Source organism: Streptomyces sp. NPDC047028, assembly GCF_040644095.1.
Taxonomy (GTDB): Bacteria; Actinomycetota; Actinomycetes; order Streptomycetales; family Streptomycetaceae; genus Streptomyces.
Genome location: NZ_JBEYVS010000007.1, coordinates 42,776 through 64,305, shown reverse-complemented (window position 1 = coordinate 64,305; position 21,530 = coordinate 42,776). Strand labels below are relative to the sequence as shown.

17 protein-coding genes and 1 pseudogene are annotated in these 21,530 nt (G+C 71.9%); 7 read left to right on the top strand and 11 right to left on the bottom strand.

From position 1 onward, the window contains the following. Window positions 1-8: 8 nt before the first annotated feature. Both ABZ854_RS08840 and ABZ854_RS08835 read right to left on the bottom strand, forming a co-directional pair. Entirely contained in the window at window positions 9-581 is a 573-nt protein-coding gene (locus tag ABZ854_RS08840; protein ID WP_361206464.1) for a cob(I)yrinic acid a,c-diamide adenosyltransferase, read from the bottom strand. A 98-nt stretch (window positions 582-679) separates the two neighbouring features. Then, the gene (locus tag ABZ854_RS08835; protein WP_361206817.1) at window positions 680-874 is read right to left on the bottom strand and encodes an Arc family DNA-binding protein; all 195 of its coding nucleotides are present in this window, start codon (window positions 872-874) and stop codon (window positions 680-682) included. A gap of 15 nt (window positions 875-889) precedes the next feature. On the opposite strand from ABZ854_RS08835, the pseudogene ABZ854_RS08830 reads away from it, so the two are divergent. From ABZ854_RS08830 to ABZ854_RS08815, 4 genes and pseudogenes are all read left to right on the top strand, one after another. After that, window positions 890-2,115 (top strand): annotated as a pseudogene (locus tag ABZ854_RS08830) (transposase). A 257-nt stretch (window positions 2,116-2,372) separates the two neighbouring features. Next, window positions 2,373-3,221: a 3-hydroxyacyl-CoA dehydrogenase family protein gene (locus ABZ854_RS08825; RefSeq protein WP_361206461.1), complete on the top strand. Its 849-nt coding sequence runs from the start codon at window positions 2,373-2,375 to the stop codon at window positions 3,219-3,221. 156 nt (window positions 3,222-3,377) lie between these two features. After that, window positions 3,378-3,701: an STAS domain-containing protein gene (locus ABZ854_RS08820; RefSeq protein ID WP_129306529.1), complete on the top strand. Its 324-nt coding sequence runs from the start codon at window positions 3,378-3,380 to the stop codon at window positions 3,699-3,701. A 321-nt stretch (window positions 3,702-4,022) separates the two neighbouring features. Further along, on the top strand, window positions 4,023-6,620 hold the full coding sequence (locus ABZ854_RS08815; RefSeq protein ID WP_361206457.1) for an ATP-binding protein: 2,598 nt from the start codon (window positions 4,023-4,025) through the stop codon (window positions 6,618-6,620). A 296-nt stretch (window positions 6,621-6,916) separates the two neighbouring features. On the opposite strand, the gene nucS is transcribed toward ABZ854_RS08815, so the two are convergent. Further along, window positions 6,917-7,588 (bottom strand): endonuclease NucS, encoded by a 672-nt coding sequence (gene nucS / locus ABZ854_RS08810; protein ID WP_361206454.1) that lies wholly within the window; start codon window positions 7,586-7,588, stop codon window positions 6,917-6,919. A 299-nt stretch (window positions 7,589-7,887) separates the two neighbouring features. On the opposite strand from nucS, the gene ABZ854_RS08805 reads away from it, so the two are divergent. After that, window positions 7,888-8,280, top strand: coding sequence for an SCO5389 family protein (locus ABZ854_RS08805; protein ID WP_361206451.1), 393 nt, complete (start codon window positions 7,888-7,890; stop codon window positions 8,278-8,280). A 132-nt stretch (window positions 8,281-8,412) separates the two neighbouring features. Here the strand turns inward: ABZ854_RS08805 and ABZ854_RS08800 are convergent, their stop codons facing one another. Further along, complete coding sequence (locus ABZ854_RS08800; protein WP_361206448.1) at window positions 8,413-9,441, bottom strand: LLM class flavin-dependent oxidoreductase; 1,029 nt, start codon at window positions 9,439-9,441, stop codon at window positions 8,413-8,415. Window positions 9,442-9,662: 221 nt separating this feature from the next. Here ABZ854_RS08800 and ABZ854_RS08795 point away from each other — a divergent pair, with 221 nt between their 5' ends. Then, entirely contained in the window at window positions 9,663-9,995 is a 333-nt protein-coding gene (locus tag ABZ854_RS08795; protein WP_361206445.1) for an ATP/GTP-binding protein, read from the top strand. 12 nt (window positions 9,996-10,007) lie between these two features. Here the strand turns inward: ABZ854_RS08795 and ABZ854_RS08790 are convergent, their stop codons facing one another. From ABZ854_RS08790 to mce, 7 genes are all read right to left on the bottom strand, one after another. After that, window positions 10,008-10,886: an ABC transporter permease gene (locus ABZ854_RS08790; protein ID WP_361206442.1), complete on the bottom strand. Its 879-nt coding sequence runs from the start codon at window positions 10,884-10,886 to the stop codon at window positions 10,008-10,010. Then, window positions 10,883-12,250, bottom strand: a complete 1,368-nt coding sequence (locus ABZ854_RS08785; protein WP_361206439.1) for an ATP-binding cassette domain-containing protein — start codon at window positions 12,248-12,250, stop codon at window positions 10,883-10,885. The genes ABZ854_RS08790 and ABZ854_RS08785 overlap by 4 nt, the downstream gene beginning before the upstream one ends. Window positions 12,251-12,382: 132 nt before the next feature. Further along, on the bottom strand, window positions 12,383-13,156 hold the full coding sequence (locus tag ABZ854_RS08780; protein WP_361206436.1) for an ABC transporter permease: 774 nt from the start codon (window positions 13,154-13,156) through the stop codon (window positions 12,383-12,385). Window positions 13,157-13,159: 3 nt separating this feature from the next. Next, a complete protein-coding gene (locus ABZ854_RS08775; RefSeq protein ID WP_361206434.1) occupies window positions 13,160-14,116 on the bottom strand; it encodes an ABC transporter ATP-binding protein in 957 nt (318 codons plus the stop codon). A gap of 260 nt (window positions 14,117-14,376) precedes the next feature. Beyond that, entirely contained in the window at window positions 14,377-15,312 is a 936-nt protein-coding gene (locus ABZ854_RS08770) for a cellulose-binding protein (RefSeq protein WP_129306519.1), read from the bottom strand. Between the two features lie 185 nt (window positions 15,313-15,497). Next, window positions 15,498-19,478 carry a polarized growth protein Scy gene (gene scy / locus ABZ854_RS08765; RefSeq protein WP_361206431.1) on the bottom strand — a complete coding sequence of 1,327 codons (3,981 nt, stop codon included), beginning with the start codon at window positions 19,476-19,478 and terminating at the stop codon, window positions 15,498-15,500. 231 nt (window positions 19,479-19,709) lie between these two features. Next, on the bottom strand, window positions 19,710-20,150 hold the full coding sequence (mce, locus tag ABZ854_RS08760; protein WP_361206428.1) for a methylmalonyl-CoA epimerase: 441 nt from the start codon (window positions 20,148-20,150) through the stop codon (window positions 19,710-19,712). Between the two features lie 149 nt (window positions 20,151-20,299). Between mce and ABZ854_RS08755 the strand changes: the two genes are divergently transcribed. Continuing rightward, window positions 20,300-21,508, top strand: coding sequence for an acetyl-CoA C-acetyltransferase (locus ABZ854_RS08755; RefSeq protein WP_361206425.1), 1,209 nt, complete (start codon window positions 20,300-20,302; stop codon window positions 21,506-21,508). Window positions 21,509-21,530 lie beyond the last annotated feature (22 nt).

The window sequence follows — 21,530 nt, the reverse complement described above, 5'->3', positions numbered from 1 at the left end:
GGGCGGGGTCAGCGTTCGCCGCCGGGCACCCACAGCACGTCCCCGACCTCGATGTTCGCCACCCGGGCCAGGATGAACAGCAGGTCCGAGAGGCGGTTGAGGTAGGTGGCCGTCAGGGGGTTCATGGTGTCGCCGTGGACCTCCAGGGCGGCCCAGGTGGAGCGCTCGGCGCGGCGTACGACCGTGCAGGCCTGGTGCAGCAGGGCCGCGCCGGGGGTGCCGCCGGGCAGGATGAAGGAGCGCAGCTTCTCCAGCCGCTCGTTGAAGCGGTCGCAGTCCGCCTCCAGCTTGTCGATGTAGAACTGCTCGACCCTCAGCGGCGGGTACTCAGGGTTCTCCACGACCGGCGTCGACAGGTCCGCGCCCACGTCGAACAGGTCGTTCTGCACGCGGGTGAGGACCGTGACGACGTCCGCCTCCAGGGCGCCCAGCGCGATGGCGGTGCCGAGGACCGCGTTCGCCTCGTTGGCGTCCGCGTAGGCGGAGATCCGGAGGTCGGTCTTGCCGACCCGGCTCATGTCACCGAGGTTGGTGGTGCCCTTGTCGCCGGTGCGGGTGTAGATACGCGTCAGATTGACCATGCGACCAGCGTAGTTACGCACCGGCCGTCCGGAAGACACGTGTGCCCACTGTCACGGACAGCGCGGCAAACGGAAGGCTGAGTCGCCATCACGGTGTCTTAGCGTCCGTCGACCGCAGCGACGTCACGCTCGACCTCCAACCGGTAGACGATCTCGGAGTTGAGAGACCTGCGGGAGGACCTGGCCTGAGCGACCAGCCACTCGTGCAGATCGGCGGGCAGACGGAGCGTGATGCGCTTCTCTTCATTCATGACCCGAGAATAATGTCTGGTGTCTGTTCGGGGGCCTTCCAGTAGTAGACTGACACCATGACGACACTGCGGAAGAGATCGGGGGATACTGGGCATGCCCGATATACCTACCGGCTTCGCGTGTCGTCGACCGTCAGGGCGGCCCTGCTTGCCGAGTGGGACCGCTGCCGCTGGATCTGGAACGAGGCCGTGGCCAAGTCGCGCCAGGTGCACGCTCACAACCGGGTCAACCCCGGCGACAAGCTGACGTGCGGCCCGGCACAACTCGACAAGATGCTCACCGAAGCCCGTGCCTTCACGCCCTGGCTCCGCGCTGGCGCGTCGGTGCCGCAGCAGCAGACCATCCGGGACTTCGCCACGTCTCGCTCCAGGGCACTGAAGGACATCGAGAAACGGCTTCCGCTGCGGCAGCGCGCGGGCATGCCCCAACACAAGAAGAAGCGCGAGGCGCTGCCCACGCTGAACTACACGCAGCGCGGGTTCCGGCTCAAGGACGGCCGCCTCCACCTCGCCGGCGGCATCAGCTTGACGGTGGTGTGGTCGCGTGACCTTCCCGCCAAGCCCTCCAGTGTGCGCGTGTACCAGGACGCGCTAGGGCACTGGTACGCCTCGTTCGTCGTCGCCACCGGGACCCAGCCGCTCCCCAAATCGGGCGCCGTGCTCGGCGTTGACTGGGGCGTGAAAGAGACCGCCACCACCACGTCCGATGCCCACGACCTTCCCCACCCACAGCACGGACGCAAAGCGCAGGCCAAGCTGACCCGGTACGACCGGATGATGGCCCGCCGCAAGCCGAAGAAGGGACAGGCCGCCTCGAAGGGCTATCGCGAGGCGAAGAAGTGGCGTGCCAAGGTGTACGCGAAGATCGCCAGGCAGCGGCAGGACGCCGCCCGCAAGTGGCCAAGCACGTGGTTCGCGACCACGACGCGATCGCCGTCGAGGACTTCCGGCCGAAGTTCCTCGCCAAGACCACCATGGCCCGCAAAGCCGCCGACGCGGCGATCGGCGCCACCAAGCAGGCCTTGATCGATATGGGCCGCAAGCATGGGCGGGACATCCGCCTGGTACATCCCGCGCACACCACCATGGACTGTGCGTCGTGCGGAGCGAGAACCAAGCACGCACTACCTCTCTCAGAACGTACCTACACCTGCACTACCTGCGGAGCCGTGTCCCCCAGAGACAAGAACTCCGCCCACGTGATGCTCGTCCGGGCTGGTCTCAACCCGGCCGGTGTCGAGGGCGTAAGCCCCCCGGGAGCGCTGCTCCCAGAGGCAGCCTGAGCCGGGAATCCCTTCCTCCAGGAGGGGAGGATGTCAAGAGAGGTGCTTCTCCTCGGCGCGGCGGTCGGTGCTCAACTACGCCGTGCGCGGCGCGTCCTGAGCCCGCGGCAGCCGGGTGCGGGTCACGGCGCACAGGACGTGACGGGTGTCTCACCCCCTGAGACCGTGACACGCGTTACTAACCGCTCACACAGTGGCGCCGGAGCGCTAGGGTCCGCCCGAGAAGCAGACTTGGAGCGCGTTCGAGGGAGTCGTCAGTGGCACGGAAGCTTGCCGTCATCGGGGCAGGGCTCATGGGTTCCGGCATCGCCCAGGTGTCCGCACAGGCGGGTTGGGACGTCGTCCTGCGGGACGTCACCGACGAGGCGCTGAAGCGTGGCACCGACGGCATCAAGGCCTCGTACGACAAGTTCGTCGGCAAGGGCAAGCTGGCGGCGGACGACGCCGAGGCCGCCCTCGGCCGCATCACCGCCACCACAGACCTGGACGCCGCCGCCGACGCGGACGTCGTCGTCGAGGCCGTCTTCGAGAAGCTGGAGGTCAAGCACGAGATCTTCCGCGCGCTCGACAAGATCGTGCGCCCGGACACCGTGCTCGCCTCCAACACCTCCGCCATCCCGATCACCAAGATCGCGGCGGCCACCGAGCGGCCCGAGCGGGTCGTCGGCGTCCACTTCTTCTCGCCGGTGCCGATGATGCAGCTCGTCGAGCTCGTCCGCGGCTACAAGACCACCGACGAAACCCTGGCCACCGCGCGGGAGTTCGCCGAGTCGGTCGGCAAGACCTGCATCGTCGTCAACCGCGACGTCGCCGGCTTCGTCACCACGCGCCTCATCTCCGCGCTGGTCGTCGAGGCCACCAAGCTCTACGAGTCCGGTGTCGCCACCGCCGAGGACATCGACCTCGCCTGCAAGCTGGGCTTCGGGCACGCCATGGGCCCGCTCGCCACGGCCGACCTGACCGGCGTGGACATCCTGCTGCACGCCACCGGCAACATCTACACGGAGTGCCAGGACGAGAAGTTCGCTCCGCCGGAGCTGATGCGCCGGATGGTTGACGCCGGTGACATCGGCCGCAAGAGCGGGCAGGGCTTCTACACGTACTGAACCGACGCCGTACTGCCGCACGCCCTGAGGTTGTCACTCCTGAGGGTGAATTCGGTATCGGTTCGCTTACAACCAGCAACGCTCCTGCCGTTCAGGCAGTCAGACGTTGCACAGCACCGTCACGGAGCACGCCACCGCACTCAACGGGGAGCGCTTATGTACATCAGGGGCGACCACGCCGAGCTGGTCGTCGGGGGCCGCCTCGACGTCCGCAGCGCGGCGGACGCCCGTACGGCCCTGCACACGGCCGTCGACCACGGGGCCGGCGACCTGGTGCTCGACCTGTCCGGACTGGACTCGTGGGACGCCACCGGCCTCGGGGTGATCATGGGTGCGCACCGGCGGGCCGGCCGCTGCGGACGCCGCCTGGTGCTGCGCGGCGTCCCGGCCCAGATGCAGCGCCTCCTGGTGGCGACCCGGCTGCACCGGATCCTCGCCATCGAGGGCGGCATCGGCGTGGAGTCACTGCCCCGGGTGTGACGGTCGGGGGCCTTCGGGGCTTCCCGGATGCGATGTCCCGGCCGTGACGGTGCGGTTCGCGCGGGGCCGGGGCGACGGGACGGAACCGGGCGCGGAGCGCCCAACCGCACGTCGGGGGCAATCCTCACCGGACCGTGACGTCCCGGACCGCGCGGCACCCCGCCCTGTCGGAGATACTGTGCGAAGGTTTAGGGTTCGGTCGCCCGCAGCCTCGTCACACCCTCACGCGGGCCCGGACCAGAAGCGACAGCGCGCGGTGTGCGAACAGGCCGGGAGGGGCCGCAACGGCAGGGCACACGACGCTTTTGGGGGCACGAACCCATGGACCCGATCAACCCGGGACCCGAGGACCACGGCCTGGCACCGAGCCGCCGTCCGCCCCGGGAGTCCCTCACCGCCGACTTCGGCCCGGGCGCACCCGCGCTCGCCCGTACCGTGCGACTCGTCTCCGGCGACTTCCTGCTGACCGTCAACCCCGTGGACGGCAGCGAGATAGAACCCTGCCCGCCGGGTGAACAGCCCGGCCGGCCCCGCAAGCTGACCGCGGCCGAGCGCGCCGAGCGCGAGCGCGCCGCCCGGCCCCCCGTACCGCCCGGCCCGGCCCAGCCCGCGCTGTCCCTCCTGGAACGCCAGGACGAACGCGAACGCCTGGTCCGCCTCCTCGCCCGCGGCCGCTCCGTCCGCCTCACCGGCCCCGCCGGCTCCGGCCGCACCGCCCTGCTCGACCTGGTCGCCGAGGACTGCCTCGACCTCGCCCCCGACGGCGTGGTCCGGCTCACCGGATTCCGCCGCACTACCGCCGAGCTGCTGCACGACCTCTGCCACGCCGTCCACGACGCCCCTCTGCACCGCCCCGGCCGGGACGAACTGCTCGGACTGGTCCGCGAGATCGGCGCGGTCGTCGTCGTGGACGACACCGAGATCGGCGGTGCCGCCCTCGACGAACTCCTCGACGCCACCCCCGAGTGCGCGTTTCTCTTCGGCGCCACCCCCGACGTGCCCGCGCCGTCCGCCGACGCCGAGGTCGAGGAGGTCTTCCTCACCGGTCTCGACCGGGCCGGCGGCGTGGAGATCCTGGAGCGGGCCGTCGGCCGCGTCCTCACCGAGGAGGAGGCCAACTGGGCCGGCGACCTGTGGTTCGAGTCCGAGGGCCTGCCCCTGCGCTTCGTCCAGGCCGGCGCGCTGCTCCGGCAGCGTGACCAGCTGCGCGCGAGCACCGGCGCGGTCGACGAGTACGGCGTCTTCGAGGACGTACGGCACCCGGACGGCTCCCACGCCGACGACGAGCCCCTGGAGCCGGCCGCGGACCAGGAGGTCCCGCTGCCCTCCCTCGGCGAGGCGGCGGCCCCCGCCCCGCTGCTGGCCTCCCGGCTCAGCGCCTCCGCGCGCGCCACCCTGCGGTTCGCCGTCGCCCTCGGCGGCGAGGTGCCGCACCAGGCGCACCTGCCCGCACTGGTCGGCGACACCCACGCGGACGCCGCGCTCGGCGAACTCGCGGGCTGCGGGCTGGTCTCCCCGGTGGGACCCCGCTACCGCCTCGCGGCGGGCGTGCAGACCCAGCTGGAGGCCGCGGGCTACGGCGACGACGCCCCCGCCCAGGCCCTCGCCGCCGCCCAGCACTACGCCTGGTGGACCGGCCACCCCTCGGTCACCCCCGAGCGGGTGTGCGCCGAGGCCGACGCGGTCCTCGCCGCGCTCGCGGTCGTCGTGCCCGACACCGCCCCGCCCGCCGAGGACGAGGAGAGCACGGCCGTACGACTGGCCCGCACGGCCGCCCCCGCGTTCGCCTCCGGACTCCACTGGGGTGCCTGGGAACGGGCGCTGCGATCCGGTACGGAGGCGTCCCGGCTGGCCGGGGAGGTACCGGAACAGGCCTACTTCCACCACGAGTTGGGTGTCCTCGCACTGTGCGGCGGCCAACTCGACCGGGCCCGCGCGGAACTGGAGTCCTCCATCGGGCTGCGCGGCGCCCTCTCCGACAAGCGGGGCACCGTCGCCGGCCGCCGTGCCCTCGCCCTGGTCGCCGACCGGGCGGGCGACACGCCGGGCCCCCTGGCGTTCCCGACCGCCGAGGAAGCCCCGGAAACGTCCCACGAGGATTCGCCCCTCCCGTCCCGGACCATCCCCGCGATCTACAACTCCGGCACCACCACCACCGCCGTCCGGCCCGGCGTCCCGTCCAGTTACGGCCCCCTGTACGCCGACCCGCTGATCGCCACGCAGCAGCTCCCCGCCCCGCAGAGCGGCGGCACCCTGCGCCGACTGGCCCGCCGCAACCTGGTCGCGGCCGGCTCCGGCGCCCTCCTCGCCGTGGTCCTCGGCACCGTCGTCACCCTGGGCATGACCTCCCACGACACGGACAACAACCCGGCCGACAAGGTCAACACCAACCCCACAGCAGCGGAGAACCCTCCCACGGGCGACCTGGACGCGGACCCGGGGGTGACGGCGGGCCCGCCCAAGGCGTCAGCCACTCCCACGAGTCCCGTCGGCGCGGCTTCGGCGTCGGACTCGGCCCGGCCGCCGGGCGACGACACACCGCCGGCCGCCCCCGGCACCCCGGGCTCGGGATCCAAGTCCCCCAAGCCCCGCACGTCCGGCACCACGCAGGGCGGCACAAGCGGGGGCACGACGAGCGGTGGCACCGACGGCGGCACCACGGGCGGTTCCAGCGGCACCGGCGGCGGCACCGGCACCTCCGGCGGCAGCAGCGACGGCGGCACGGGGAGCTCGGGCGGCGACGGGGGCGGTCCCGGTGGTGACTCCGGCACTCCGAGCGGAACACCGAGCGGTACTCCGAGCGACTCGGCGTCGCCCAGCGCGAGCGCGAGCACCACGGCCAGCCGATCAGCCTCCAGCGCCCCGGCGGCCGCCAGCAGCTCCGCAGTCGCCCCGACCGACTCCGACCCGGTGTTGTAGCGACACGCGACCGATCTCGCCCCGCCCCCCGTCTCCGCCGCGACGGCGATCGACCACAACGGCGGAATCCGGCGGTGCCGGACGGCCAGGGGGCGGGTTCGGCGCCGCCGGTCGCCGCCGTACGGGCTGAGCGCCGTCGCGGCGGAGAGGGGTGGGCCGGGCGGGAGAGTGGCCGGAATTGGGGTGGGGAGGGGTGTTCGGCGTGGCCGGGGTCGGGCGCAGGGGCCGTTCATCGGTCGATGCCGTGTCCGGCGCTGCGGCCACCCCGGTGCTGCGGCCGCCCCGGCGTAGCAGGGTCAGAACAGGCGGAGTTTGTCGTCTTCGATGCCTCGGAGGGCGTCGTAGTCGAGGATCGCGCAGTTGATGCCGCGGTCGGTGGCGAGGACGCGGGCCTGGGGCTTGATCTCCTGGGCTGCGAAGACGCCGCGGACCGGCGCGAGGTGGGGGTCGCGGTTCAGCAGGTCCAGGTAGCGGGTGAGTTGCTCGACGCCGTCGATCTCGCCGCGCCGCTTGATCTCGACCGCGACCGTCCCGCCGTCGGCGTCCCGGCACAGGATGTCCACCGGCCCGATCGCGGTCATGTACTCCCGGCGGATCAGCGTGTACCCGTCGCCCAGCGTCTCGATGCGGTCGGCGAGCAGTTCCTGGAGGTGCGCCTCCACGCCGTCCTTGATCAGCCCCGGATCCACGCCGAGTTCGTGCGAGGAGTCGTGCAGGATCTCCTCCATCGTGATGATCAGTTTCTCGCCCGCCTTGTTGACGACCGTCCACACCCCCTGCTCCGCGCCGTCCCCCTCCTTCAGCGTGCAGGGCGGCGACATCCAGTTGAGGGGCTTGTAGGCCCGGTCGTCGGCGTGGATGGAGACGCTGCCGTCCGCCTTGACCAGGATCAGGCGGGGAGCCGAGGGCAGGTGGGCGGTGAGCCGGCCGGCGTAGTCCACCGAGCACCGGGCGATGACGAGACGCATGGTCGGCAACGCTACTCGAACCACGGGAGTGCTCGCGATTCGCCCTCCGGCCACCCGCCCCGTACCGCACCGCGGTTCCCGAACGTCATCCCTTTTATCCCTGGAAACTCTTGTTCATCCTTGGCCGATTGTGGGTGCAACCCGACCATTCCATATACGCATTCTGCTGGTGTGGTCACCTACGGTTGCCTACCGTAGGAACGGGAGGTCGCGGTGCGTGTACTGAGCGTGTTCGGCATACCGAACTCCCCTTATCTGTCCGGCAACCCCTGCCCGTCGGGGGTGCGAGAGGAGAACCCATGTCGCTCGACGTCTCACCGGCCCTACTCGAACAGGCCGAGCGAGGCGAGGTCGACGACGCAGCGTTCGTCGACTGCGTCCGGACCTCCCTGCCTTACGCATGGGAGATGATCAGCTCCCTGGTGGCCCGGCTGAAGGTCGACGGCGGTCCGTTCGCCGACAACCAGACGCCGCCGCCGGACGAGCAGGCACGCGGTCAGCTGCTGCGTGCGCTCGCGAGTGACGCCATACGCGGCGCGCTGCAGCGGCACTTCGGAGTGCGGCTGGCCTTCCAGAACTGCCACCGGGTGGCCGTGTTCCCGCAGGACCCCTCGGTGGACGTGACGCTGGCCCGCTTCACCTCGGCGCGCAACCAGTTGCTGAACCAGTCGCCGGAGCTACGGGACTGCTGACGCTCGGCCCCGGTTCCGCCACAGTGAGCCGATGGCTTGCCGCTCCTCGGGGGAGGTGCATCACACGCGGGGCGGCAAGCACCCCTGGCGAGGCCCGCACGGGCCCGCACGGGCCCGGCCCGCAGGTCGTGTTCAGCCCAGGTGCGGCAGGACCTCTACGCCCAGGCGTCGTACGTTCTCCTCCGTCGCGGCCAGGTCGCCCGAGCCCTCGACCAGCAGCGCGAATCGGGAGATGCCGGTGCGCTCGGAGGTCGCCGCGAGCCGGTCGGCGCACAGCCGCGGAGTGCCCACCGGGTGCAGCCCGCAGAGCAGTTCGGTGTAGGCGTGCGGATCGCGCATCGAACGCCTCCGGCCGTCCACCGTCACATGCGCGTCCAGCCCCTGTTTCAGCCAACCCGGCATCGCCTTCAGCAACGTCTCCGCCGCGTCGGTACGCCGGTCCGCGATCTGGCAGACCCCCGCCGAGACATGGGCCGCACCCGCGATCTCATCGGCGGACCGGCCGGCCGCCCGCGCCGAGCGCCGCCACAGGGCGACCATCTCGGCCTTCTCCTCGTCCCCGACATGCATCCCCAGCAGCATCGGCAGCCCGCGCTCGGCGGCCAGCCGTACGCTCGCCGGCGAGGTGCAGGCGACGACGACCTCCGGCCCGGGAGCCTCCGCCAGGGACTCCGACGGACGGGGCACCACGGGCACCTCGCGGAAGGCGAACCGCTCGCCCGCCGCCGACACCGACGGCTCCCGCAGCCAGCGCACCAGCAGATCGAGTGATTCCGGGAAGCCGCGCTCGTACGCCTCCAGGCCCGCGCCGAACACCTCCAGGTCCACCCACGGGCCGCCCCGCCCCACGCCCAGCGTGAACCGGCCGCCGCTCGTCAGGTGCAGCAGCGCGGCCTGTTCGCCGAGCGCCACCGGGTGGGCGGTCGGCAGCACGCTGACCGCCGTGCCGACCCGGACGCGGCGGGTGCGGCCGAGCAGTAACGCGGCCAGGGTGACCGCGGACGGACATGTGCCGTACGGCACGAAGTGGTGCTCGGCCAGCCATACTGTGTCCAGCCCGGCCTCCTCGGAGACCTCGGCCGCACGGACCGCCCGGTGCAGCGCCTCCCCGGGACCCTGGCCCGGGAACTGGGCCGCCAGCACAAAACTTCCTACGCGCATCGCTCTTCCTGCTTCCTCGGCTCCGACCCGGAGCTCCCCCACCCGGCATAACCGTCTGACACGTGCCCAGGACACGGCCTGGCGGAGTAATTTGCCGATTGTCTGCAGAATGGGGCGTCGGGGAGGGGGACTTGTACCGCTTGGTGTGTACGCGTACCCCTCGGAGCGCCGCGTAGGCTGGAGACGGCCCGTGCTTCCTGTATAGCCCCGAGAGGTGTCCCGTGTCCCCGCGTCGCAATCGACCGAAGGCAGCCGGAGCGTCCGGCCGGAGCGCCGAGGACGAGGGCAGCGGCCGGTACGGTGGCTGGCAGACCACGGAGAGCTGGCAGGGCGAGGAGTGGAGCGTGCGCCAGGTCGCGGGCGCGAGCGCGCAGGGCAAGACCTATCGCTGCCCGGGCTGCGACCAGGTGATCCCGTCAGGCGTCCCGCACGTGGTCGCCTGGCCGGAACACGCGGGCGTCGACGACCGCCGGCACTGGCACAAGGCCTGCTGGAACGCGAAGGACCGCCGCACCACGCGGGTGCAGCGGTCCCGTAACGCGCCGAGGTTCTGAAGGGCCCGGCGACTAGACGTCCCGGCTCTGCAGCAGCGCGAAGGCGCCGCCGAACGCCACGGCCGTGATGACCAGGATGATCCACAGCGGGTCCCAGCCGGACGGCCCGGAGTCGCTGAGCGCGCTGCCGTAGAAGGTGCCGAGCTGGGTGGGGATCGAGTACTCCAGCAGGAACTGGCGCACCTTGTCCAGCGAGGACGCGAACATGAACAGCGCGATCACCAGCGGGGCCAGCACCACGCCGATCATGATGGTGATGGCGCCGGCCGAGTGCCGGATCATCGAGCCGACGAGCAGCGAGAGCAGCCCGAGCAGCGCGATGTAGAGGCTGACGCCGACCGTGCCCTTCAGCCACTCGCCGCCGGACGGGCTGCGCGCGCCGGCCTGGCCGTCCAGCAGGGCGGTCTGCATCATCGCCACGAGGGTGGAGGCGACCAGCGTCACCACGAACGCGACGACGAAGAACACGATGGCCTTGGCGGCGAGCACCCGGCCCCGGCTCGGGCACGCGGTCATCGTCGTCCGGATCATTCCGGTGCCGTACTCGGACGCCGTGGTGAGCACGCCGAGCGTGATGACGCAGATGCTGCCGAGCAGCAGGCCGAAGAAGCCCAGGGTCAGTGGGTTCTCGCCGTTCATGTCGCCGGAGCTGCTGACCGCGAGTCCGGCCATCAGGCCGATGCCGAGGACCAGGACGACGAACACGCCGAGCGTCCACATCGTCGACCGCACCGACTTGATCTTCGTCCACTCGGAGACCAGCGCGTGCCCGAGGTGGGTGCGCACGACCGGGATCGGCGAGGTGTATCCGGGGTACGTCCCGCCGGGCGCCGCCTGCCAGTCGGGCGCGGCGGCCGGGGCCTGCGGCATCGGGGGCTGATGGGTGCTCATCGGGCGTCCTCGGACTCGGTCGGTTCGGCGGAAGAGGCGGCGGGGGCGGCTGAGGCGGCGGGGCCCTCTGCGGGGGGTGCGGCGGGTGCGACGGCGGGCTGGGCCGGGGCGGCGGGGGCCGTCGTCGCGGCCGGGGCCGCCTTCTGAGGCGCCGACGGGGCCACCGGGGCGGCCGCGGGCGGCTGCGGCGCCGAACCGGGCGCCTGCGGGGCCGCGTACGGGTTCGGTGCCCCGGCGGGGGCGGTGCCCGGGGCGCCGTAGGAGTTCGGGACCGGGGCCGCGGGCTGAGCGCCGTACGCACCCCCGGGCGGGCCCTGCATCGCGAACGGCTGGCCGCCCTGCTGGGGCGGCGGCGGGGCGTACCAGCCGGGCTGTCCCTGGCCGGGGACCGGCATGGGCGGCTGCGCGCCGGGCGGCAGCGGCTGCTGGAGGCCGGCCCGCTGGTCGATGGTCGAGCGGTAGTCGACGGCGCCCTGCGTCATCCGCATGTACGCCTCCTCCAGCGAGGCCTGGTGCGGGGACAGCTCCCACAGCCGTACGCCGGACTCGTGCGCGAGGTCGCTGATGCGGGGGAGCGGCAGCCCGGTGACCCGGAGCCCGCCGTCCTGCTCGGGCAGCACGTGCCCGCCGGCCTCGGTCAGCGTGGAGGTGAGCTTCTCGCGCAGTTGCGGCTCGCCGTCGGGCGTGCGGACGCGCGCGAAGTCGGCGGAGTTGGCCGAGATGAAGTCGGTGACGCTCATGTCGGCGAGCAGCTGGCCGCGCCCGATGACGATGAGATGGTCGGCGGTCAGAGCCATCTCGCTCATCAGGTGGGAGGAGACGAAGACCGTACGGCCCTCCGCCGCCAGTGCCTTCATCAGGTTGCGCACCCAGAGGATGCCCTCGGGGTCGAGGCCGTTGACCGGCTCGTCGAAGAGCAGCACCTGGGGGTCGCCGAGCAGCGCGGCGGCGATGCCGAGGCGCTGTCCCATGCCGAGCGAGAAGCCCTTGGAGCGCTTTCTCGCCACCTCCTGCAGGCCGACCACGCCGAGCACCTCGTCCACCCGCCGGGCCGGGATGCCGGACAGCTGGGCGAGGCTGAGCAGGTGGTTGCGCGCGGCCCGGCCGCCGTGCACGGCCTTGGCGTCGAGCAGGGCACCGACCTGGCGGGGGGCGTTGGGCAGCTTGCGGTACGGGTAGCCGCCGATCGTCACGCTGCCGGACGTCGGGTTGTCCAGCCCGAGGATCATCCGCATGGTGGTCGACTTGCCCGAGCCGTTGGGGCCGAGGAAGCCGGTCACGGCGCCGGGACGCACCTGGAAGGAAAGGTTGTACACGGCGGTCTTGTCGCCGTATCGCTTGGTCAGGCCGACAGCCTCGATCATGCTCCGCACCCATCGAAAGGTTCAGGACAGCGGGGCACACGCCCCCGTAAGGGTTAGGAGGATATCGGGGCGCTGACGGTTCCGCCCAAAAGAAAGTAAAGCCAGAGCATCACGGAGTGTCAGCGGCCGGGCTCACTGGGCGTCGCGGTGCCGCAGCAGGAGGTACCCGCCGGCGACCGCCGCGACCACCCAGAGCAGCATGATGCCGAGCCCGCCCCAGGGGCCGTAGGGCGTGCTGTCGTCGATGCGCGGGACGACCCGCATGATCCGGCTGCCGGCCTGGTCCGGCAGGTACTGGCCGACCTTCTTCGTCGCGGAGACGTTGCCGAGGATGTTGGAGATCAGGAAGAAGAACGGCATCAGGATGCCGAGCGACAGCATCGGTGAGCGCAGCATCGTGGCGACGCCCATCGAGAACACCGCGATCAGCGTCATGTACAGCCCGCCGCCGAAGACCGCGCGCAGCACCCCCGGGTCGCCGAGGTGGGCCCGGTGGGTGCCGAGCATGGCCTGGCCGAGGAAGAACGTGGCGAAGCTGGTGGCCATGCCGACGACCAGCACCAGGGCGGCGGCCACCGCGAGCTTGCTGAACAGGAACGTGCCGCGCCTGGGCACGGCGGCCAGGGAGGTGCGGATCATGCCGGTGCTGTACTCGTTCGACACCACCAGCACCCCGAAGACGATCATCGCGAGCTGCCCGAGCGTCATGCCGGCGAAACTGATGAACGTCGGGTCGAAGGAGAGCCGCTCGTTCTCGGGCATCGAGTCGAACTGGTGGTTGGACAGCGCGGAGATGAGCATCCCGAGCGCGACGGTGACGACCACCGCGAGCCCCAGTGTCCACACCGTGGACGCCACGGACCGGATCTTGGTCCACTCCGAGCGGATGACCTGGAGGACCACCATGGTCTACGCCCCCTTCCAGTCGGCGCCCCAGTCCCGTGGGACGGGAGCGGTCCCGGTGTGCGCGTGGTACTCCACCGACTCCGCCGTCAGCCGCATGAACGCCTCCTCCAGCGAAGCCTGCTGCGGGCTCAGTTCGTGCAGCACGATCCCGTGCCGGGCCGCCAGCTCGCCGATCCGCTCGGCCTCCTTGCCGCCCTCCACCTCCAGCGCGCCGCCGCCCGCCTCGACGACGGTGATCCCCTCCTCGTGCAGCACGTCGAGCAGCCGCTCGCGCTGCGGGCTGCGCACCCGGGCGTACGACCGTGAGTTCTGCCGGATGAACTCCGCCATGGAGGTGTCGGCGAGCAGCCTGCCCTGGCCGATGACGACCAGGTGGTCGGCGGTCAGCGCCATCTCGCTCATCAGATGGCTGGAGACGAACACCGTCCGCCCCTGCGCGGCCAGCGATTTCATCAGGTTCCGGATCCAGTGGATGCCTTCGGGGTCGAGGCCGTTGACCGGCTCGTCGAACATCAGGATCCGCGGGTCGCCCAGCAGCGCGGCGGCGATCCCGAGCCGCTGCCCCATGCCCAGCGAGAACCCCTTGGCCTTCTTCCGGGCCACCGCGGTCAGACCGACCGTGTCCAGCACCTCGTCCACCCGGCGCCGGGGGATGCCGTTGCTCTGCGCGAGGCACAGCAGGTGGTTGAAGGCACTGCGGCCACCGTGCACCCCCTTCGCCTCCAGCAGGGCCCCGATGTACGTCAGCGGGTCCCGCAGCTCCTCGTAGTGCCGGCCGTCGATCCGCACGTCCCCGGCCGTCGGCCGGTCCAGCCCCAGGATCATCCGCATCGTCGTGGACTTCCCGGCCCCGTTGGGCCCGAGGAACCCCGTCACGATCCCCGGCCGCACAGCGAAACTCAGCCCGTCGACCGCCACCTTCTCGCCATACCGCTTACTCAGCCCCACCAGCTCGATCATGCGGCCACGCTAAAACGCAGAAAAGCCCCCTGCCACTGGAGAACAGGGGGACTGTATCGATGCTCAGGTTCAAAGCACCCCGAGGGGAAACGCGCCCCGAAAGGGGCGCGGGGCTGTATCGATATGCGGCTCCGCCGCGCGGGCGCGACCAGCATCGCTGACTTGGAAGCACCGCGGACCGGATGCGCCCCAAAGGGGCGCGGGGAACTGCGCGACCAGCCACAGCGGACCGGCAGCTCCCCGCGAACCGAACCCCTCGGTTACCGGGACTGCTGGGCCGGAACACCCCGGGAAACCGGCTCGTCCTCGACCGGCGAGCCGGCGGCAGCCACAGCCGCCCCGGTCAGCGTCGCCAGCATCTCCCGCACATTCGTCAGCTGCGCGTTGATCGAGTCGCGCCGGTTGGTCAGCGCGGCCAGCTCCCGCTCTGATTCCGAGCGGATCCGGTCGGCCTTGGCGTTCGCGTCGGCCACGATGTCCTCGGCCTGACGCTGAGCCGTCTCCACCGTCTGACGGGCGCGGCGCTCGGCGTCCGTGCGCAGCTTCTCCGCCTCCAGGCGCAGCTGCTCCGCCCGGTGCTCGATCTCCGCGAGCCGCTTCTCGGCCTTCTGCTGACGCGAGGCCAGGTCGCGCTCGGACTGCTCGCGGCGCTTGGCCAGGTTCGTCTCGAAGTCGGCGGCGGCCTGCGCGGCCTTGGCGCGGGTCTCCTCGAAGAGGGCGTCCGCCTCCTCGCGCTTGGACTGCGCGTCCTTCTGCGCCTCGGAGCGCAGCTGGGCCGCCTCGCCCTTGGCCTTCTCGACGATCCGGACGCCCTCGTCCTCGGCCTTGGCCTTGCGCTCCGCGGCGAACGACTCCGCGTCGTTGCGCACCTGCTGGGCCGACGACTCGGCGAGCTCACGGTGCTGCTCCGCCGCGCGCCGGGCCTCCTCGCGCAGGTCCTTGGCCTCTTCCTCGGCCAGGCGCAGGATCTTCTCGACCCGCGCGCCGAGACCCGCGTACGACGGCTCGGCGTCGGTGACCTGGGCCTGGGCGTTCTGCGTTTCGAGGTGGAGCTCCTCGATGCGCTTCTCCAGAGCGGTGATGCGGGCGAGAGCGCTGTCACGGTCGGAGACGAGCTTGGAGATACGTTCGTCCACCTGAGCGCGGTCGTACCCACGCCGCACAAGCTCGAAGCCGTAGGGGGAAGTGTCGCTCATGGGATTCCTGTCGAATGAGACCGGTGAGGTGATAGGTGGAATCCTAGGGGCCGAAGCGGTGTGTCATCGAGCGGATACGTGTTTGATCTGGAGAATGACACCTCTTTTGAGTGGCTGACGGTCGGAGGGCTTGCCAAGACGACCCGGGCAAAGCCCCCAGAACACACCGGAACGAACCCCGAGGGCTAGCCCTCTGACGACTTGCCACCCGATCGAGGGGGCCCGACGGTCGCGCCCGCCTTGACCCCGCCGTCCTTGCCCGGGGCCGGGGCCTCCAGGGACCCCAACGCCTCCAGGACGTCCTGGACACGGGAGATCTCGGCGTTGATGTCCTCGCGCCGGCGCACCAGCGTCTCCAGCTCGCGCTTGCCCTCCTCGACCGTGGCCCGGGCCTCGCGGATCGCCTCGGCCCTCAGCTCCTCGGCCTCCCGGACCAGCGTGGCCTTCTTCTGCTCGGCCTCCTTCAGCAGACCCTCCGCCTTCTTCACGGCGGCGATGCGCACCTTGCCGGCCTCGGAGTTGGCCTCCGACAGCAGCTCCTTGGCCTTCGCCTGCGCCTTGGCCAGCTGCTCCTCGGACGCCTTGATCAGCGCGTCGCAGCGGTCGCCGGTGGACTTCATCGTCTCGGCGGCCTCGCGGCGGGCCCGCTCGTGCAGCTCCTCGATCTCGGAGGTGATGCGGTCGCGCAGTTCCTCCGCGCGCTCCCTTATGGCCGTCGCGTCCCGGCGGGCGCCGACCAGCAGCTCGTCCGCGTCCGTACGGGCCTTCTCCACCCGGGAGTTGCCCTCGACCGTCGCCTCCGACACGATCCGCTCGGCCTCGCTGCGGGCCGCGCCGACCATCGTGTCGGCCTGCGACTCGGCGTCCGCGGTGGTCTTCAGCGCCTGCTTCTGCGCCTCGGTGAGCAGCTTGTCCGCCTCGGCGGCCGTCTCGTTGATGAGCGTGTCGACCTGCTCGGCCGCCTCCGAACGCCTCTTGTTGGCGTCCTTGCGGGCCTCGTCCAGGGTCCGCTCGGCCTCCTGGCGCGCGGTGCCCACCAGCCGTTCGGCCTCCGCCTCCGCGTCCGTTCGCAGGCGCTCGGCATCGGAGCGCAGCCGCTCCGCGTGCTGCTGCGCGGACCCGACCGTCTCGGCGGCCTCCGCGCGCAGCCGCTCCGCGTCGCCGCTCGCGTCCGCCAGCAACTGCTCGGCCGCCGCGACCGACTCGGCCCGCACCCGGTCCGCCTCGGCGAGGGTCTCGGTGCGCACCCGCTCGGCCTCGGTCAGGGCCTCCGTGCGCACCCGGTCGGCCTCCGTGACGGTCTCCGACTGGAGCCGCTCGGCCTCCGTGAGCGCCTCGGTGCGCACCCGGTCGGCCTCCGCGGCCGTCTCGGTGCCCAGCCGCTCGGCCTCGCTGCGGGCCTCCGTGATGAGGGTGTCCGCCTGCGTCGCCGCGTCCGACCGGATGCGGTTGGCGTCCTCGCGGGCGTCCGCCCGGGTGCGGGACGCCGCCTGCTCGGCCTCGGCGAGCGCGTCGGACGCCTCCGTACGCACCCGCTGGGAGTACTCCGACGACTCGGCGCGCAGCCGCTCGGACTCGGCGATCGCGTCCGCCGTCGTCCGCTCCGCGAGCGCCTTCGCCGCCTCGGTCTCCTCGTGCGCCTCGCGCCGCAGCCGCGAGGCGTCCTCGCTCGCCCGCTCCCGCTCGGCGTAGGCGTCGGCGCGGACCCGGTCCGCCTCCTCCTCGGCCTCCCGCCGGGTACGGTCCGCCGCGTGCTCGGCGGCCGAGCGCAGCCCGGCGATCTCCTCCTGCGCCTGCTCGTGCAGCCCGGACACGGAGTCCCGTACCTGCTGGGCGTGCTGTTCGGCGGCGGACACCATCTCGCCGGCCCGCCGGTCGGCCTCCTCGACCAGCCGGGTCGCCTCGGCCTGCGCCTCCTCCACGCGCCTGCGCGCGGAGGCCAGCAGCTCCTCGCTCTGCTCGCGGGCCCGCCGGCGCTCCTCGCCGGCCTCCTCGCGGGCGGCACCGAGGAGCTCCTCGGCCTCGCGGCGGCGCCGTACGGCCTCCTCCTGCGCGGCGGCCAGCGTCTCGGACGCCTCCGTGCCCAGCCGCTCCGCGGCGGCCTGAGCCTCGGCGCGGACCCGGTCGGCGCTGTCCTGGGCCTCCGTCTTCAGCCGCTCCGCCTCGGCGGCGGCCTCCGAACGCAGCCGTACGGCCACGTTCTCGCCCTCGGCCCGCGAGACCGACGCGTCGGCGGCGGCCTCGGTGCGCAGCCGCTCGGCCTCGGCCTCGGCCTGCTGCTGGAGCGTACGGATCCGCTCGGCGGCCTCGGTGCGCAGCCGCTCGGCCTCCTCGCCGGCCTCCCGCCGGATCCGGGACGCCTCCTCGCGGGCCTCCGTGAGGGCCTGCTCGGCGGACGCCAGGCGCTCCTCGACGTCCGTGTGCAGCCGGGTCAGCTCCTCGGCGGCCTCCGCCCGGCGCGCCTCGACGGCCCGCTCGGTCTCCTCGCGCAGCTCGCGCGCGGCCCGCTCGGCGTCCGCCGTCAGCGTCTCGGACTGCTCGGCGGCCTCGGCGCGCAGCCGCTCGGCCTCCTTGCGGGTGCGCTCCAGGGTCTCCTCAGCCTGCCGGCGCAACGCGGTCGCCCGCTCGATGGCCTCGGTGCGGACCTTCTCGCTGTCCGCCGTCGCGGTCTGCCGCAGCTCGTCGGCGTCCGCCTTGGCCTTGGCGAGCAGCTCCTCCGCGGAGCCGGCCGCCTCCTCGATCTGCGCCACCGCCTCCCGGCGGGCCTCGGCGCGGATCGACTCGCCCTCGGCGACGGCGTCGGCGCGCAGCTGCTCGGCCTCGCCGCGCAGCCGGCGCGCCTCCTCCTGGAGTTCGACCGTCTTGGCGCGGTACTCCTTGGTGTCGTCCTTCGCCGCGCCCTTGAGCTCCTCGGCGATGTCGTGCGCCTCGGCGCGCAGCCGGTCCGCCTCGGCCTCGGCCTCGGTACGGATCCGCTCGGCCTCCTCGGCGGCGGCCTTCGTGGTCTTCTTCGCGTCCTCGGCGGCCTTGTTGAGGACGTCCTCGGCGGTCTTCGCCGCCTTCGACAGTTGGGTGGCCGCTTCCTCGGCGGTGATGCCGCGGGCCTTCTCGGCGGCCTCGGTGACGATCTTCTCGGCCTCGGCGCGGGCGTCGGCGACCAGCTGCTCGGCGTCCGCCTTGGTGGCCTCCGCCTCCTTGGTGGCCTCGCCGACCAGCCGCGCGACCTGCTCCTTGGCGGTACGCGTCCGGGTCTCGTTGGCGGCCTCGGCGCTCGACAGCGCCTTCCCCGCGGCCTCCTCGGCCTCCTTGACCAGCTTCTCCGCCTCGGCCTGCGCCTTGCGCAGCGCCTCGTCGGCGTCCGCCATGCGCTGCTCGGCGGCCCGGCTCAGCTCGCCGGCCTGCCGGCGGGCCGCGTCCGACTCGCCGGCCGCGTCGTTACGCAGTTGCTCGGCGTGGTCGGTGGCCTCCTGCGCCTGGGTCGAGGCGGCGTTCAGCAGCCGCTCGGAATCCGTGCGGGCCCGGCGAAGGAGCTGCTCGGCCTCCGCGCGGGCCGCCTCGGAGTCGCTCTGCAGCCGCTCGCGGGCCTCCCGGGTCAGCCGCTCGGCCTCCGCGCGGGCGGCGGCCAGCGCCTGCTCCGCCTCGGCACGGGACTCCTCCAGCAGCCGGCGGGCCTGCTGCTCGGAACGCGAGCGCACCTGCTCGGCCCACGTCACGTTCTCGTTGACGTGCGACTCGACGGTCTGGCGGCGCTCGGCCAGCTCCTGGTCGAGCTGCTGGCGCCGGGTCACCGCCTCCTGGTGCAGCTCCGCCTGGAGCCGGGCCGCCTGCTCGGCGTGCTCCTGGAGGATGCGCTGGGTCTGCGCGCGGGCCTGGCTCAGCTCCCGCTCGGCGTCCTGACGCAGCTGGTCGGCCTGCATTTGGGCGTTGCGCAGCAACTGCTCGGCCTGGTAGCCGATGTCACCGCCGTCGTAGGCGGGCCGGGTCATGAGGGTGCGGCGCGCCTCGTGCAGCTTGGCGCGCAGCACCTCGACCTGGTAGCCGAGGTCATCGGCGTGCTGGATCGCCTTCTCCCGCTCGGTCCTCAGCCGCTTCATCTCGGCCTCGAACCGAGAGAGGTGGTCGACGTCAGCCGCCGGCTCTCGCTCCTGGCTCTCGTAGCCCCGCACTGCGCGGTCCCATCCGTCCCCTGGTCAGCTTCTCCAACGAGCTCCGTCCATCGGCCGAACGGTGCCCCCGGGGAAATGGTGTCAGATCAACGGCGGAGCACGGGCTGCCGCCCCGACGCTCGTCCCCCGAAACCCGGACCCCGGCCTGGTCCCGCCGCCACGACGACAGGACGCGGTCGCCCCGGTTCAGGGACGACCGCCCCCAACCCTACCGGCCCCTATGTACGAGGGTCAGTGCTCAGGCGACTCAACCGGGGCCGAAGTGACCAGTTCTGTCAGCACACCATGGCAGTCCTTGGGGTGCAGGAAGGTGATCCGCGACCCCATGGAGCCGATCCGTGGCTCCTCGTAGAGCACCCGGACACCCTTCTCACGGATGCCGGCGGCGTCCTGGTCGACGTCCGCGGTGCCGAAGGCGATGTGGTGGACGCCCTCCCCGTTCTTCGCGAGCCACTTGCCGACCGCGGAGTCCTCGCGGGTCGGTTCCAGCAGCTGGAGGTAGGAGGCGCCGCCGTCGGACGTCTCGTTGATCTTGAGCATGGCCTCGCGCACGCCCTGTTCCTCGTTGATCTCGGTGTGGAACACCTCGAAGCCGTACGTGGCCTTGTAGAACTCGACGGTCGCGTCGAGGTCGTGACAGGCGATCCCGATGTGGTCGATTCGCGTCAGCATGGAATCAGTGGAGCGCTCCGGAGGTGGTTACGCAACGTGCGCGCGATCACACCCGCGTGCCGGTGACGGCACGGAGTGCCACTCAGTACATTCGATGTAAACCCTCGTTCACTCCTCGGCCGGGCAGGCCGGTAAGGGGATCGCAGCTCATGTCTTCTGGAACTCCCGGTACGACCAGCTCGGTGATCGTCGCGGGCGCGCGCACGCCCATGGGCCGCTTGCTCGGCTCCCTCAAGTCCTTCTCCGGAGCCGACCTCGGCGGCTTCGCGATCAAGGCCGCCCTCGACCGTGCGGGGATCGGCGGCGACCAGGTGCAGTACGTGATCATGGGCCAGGTCCTCCAGGCCGGCGCCGGCCAGATCCCGGCCCGCCAGGCGGCGGTCAAGGCCGGCATCCCGATGAACGTCCCGGCGCTCACCATCAACAAGGTGTGCCTCTCCGGCCTCGACGCCATCGCGCTCGCCGACCAGCTGATCCGCGCCGGCGAGTTCGACATCGTCGTCGCCGGCGGCCAGGAGTCCATGACCAACGCCCCGCATCTGCTCCCGAAGTCCCGCGAGGGCTTCAAGTACGGCGCGGTCGAGATGCTCGACGCGATGGCCCACGACGGCCTCACCGACTCCTTCGAGGGCATCGCCATGGGCGAGTCCACGGAGAAGCACAACACCCGCCTCGGCATCCAGCGCCCCGAGCAGGACGAGATCGCCGCCCTGTCCCACCAGCGGGCCGCCGCCGCGCAGAAGAACGGCATCTTCGAGGCCGAGATCACCCCGGTCGAGATCCCGCAGCGCAAGGGCGAGCCCGTCCTGTTCAGCAAGGACGAGGGCATCCGCGGCGACACCACGGCAGAGTCCCTCGGCAAGCTGCGCCCGGCCTTCACCAAGGACGGCACGATCACCGCGGGCACCTCCTCGCAGATCTCCGACGGCGCCGCCGCCGTCGTCGTGATGAGCAAGGCCAAGGCGGAGGAGCTGGGCCTGACCTGGCTCGCCGAGATCGGCGCCCACGGCAACGTGGCCGGCCCGGACAACAGCCTGCAGTCCCAGCCGTCCAACGCCATCCGGCACGCGCTGAAGAAGGACGGCCTGGAGGTCTCCGACCTCGACCTGATCGAGATCAACGAGGCGTTCGCCGCGGTCGCCGTCCAGTCAATGAAGGACCTGGGCGTGTCCACGGAAAAGGTGAACGTCAACGGCGGTGCCATCGCCCTGGGCCACCCGATCGGCATGTCCGGCGCGCGGCTCGTGCTCCACTTGGCACTGGAGCTGAAGCGGCGCGGCGGCGGGGTCGGCGCGGCCGCGCTGTGCGGCGGCGGCGGCCAGGGCGACGCCCTGATCGTCCGGGTCCCGAAGGCCTGAGCTGCTCTCTCGTACGACGCTG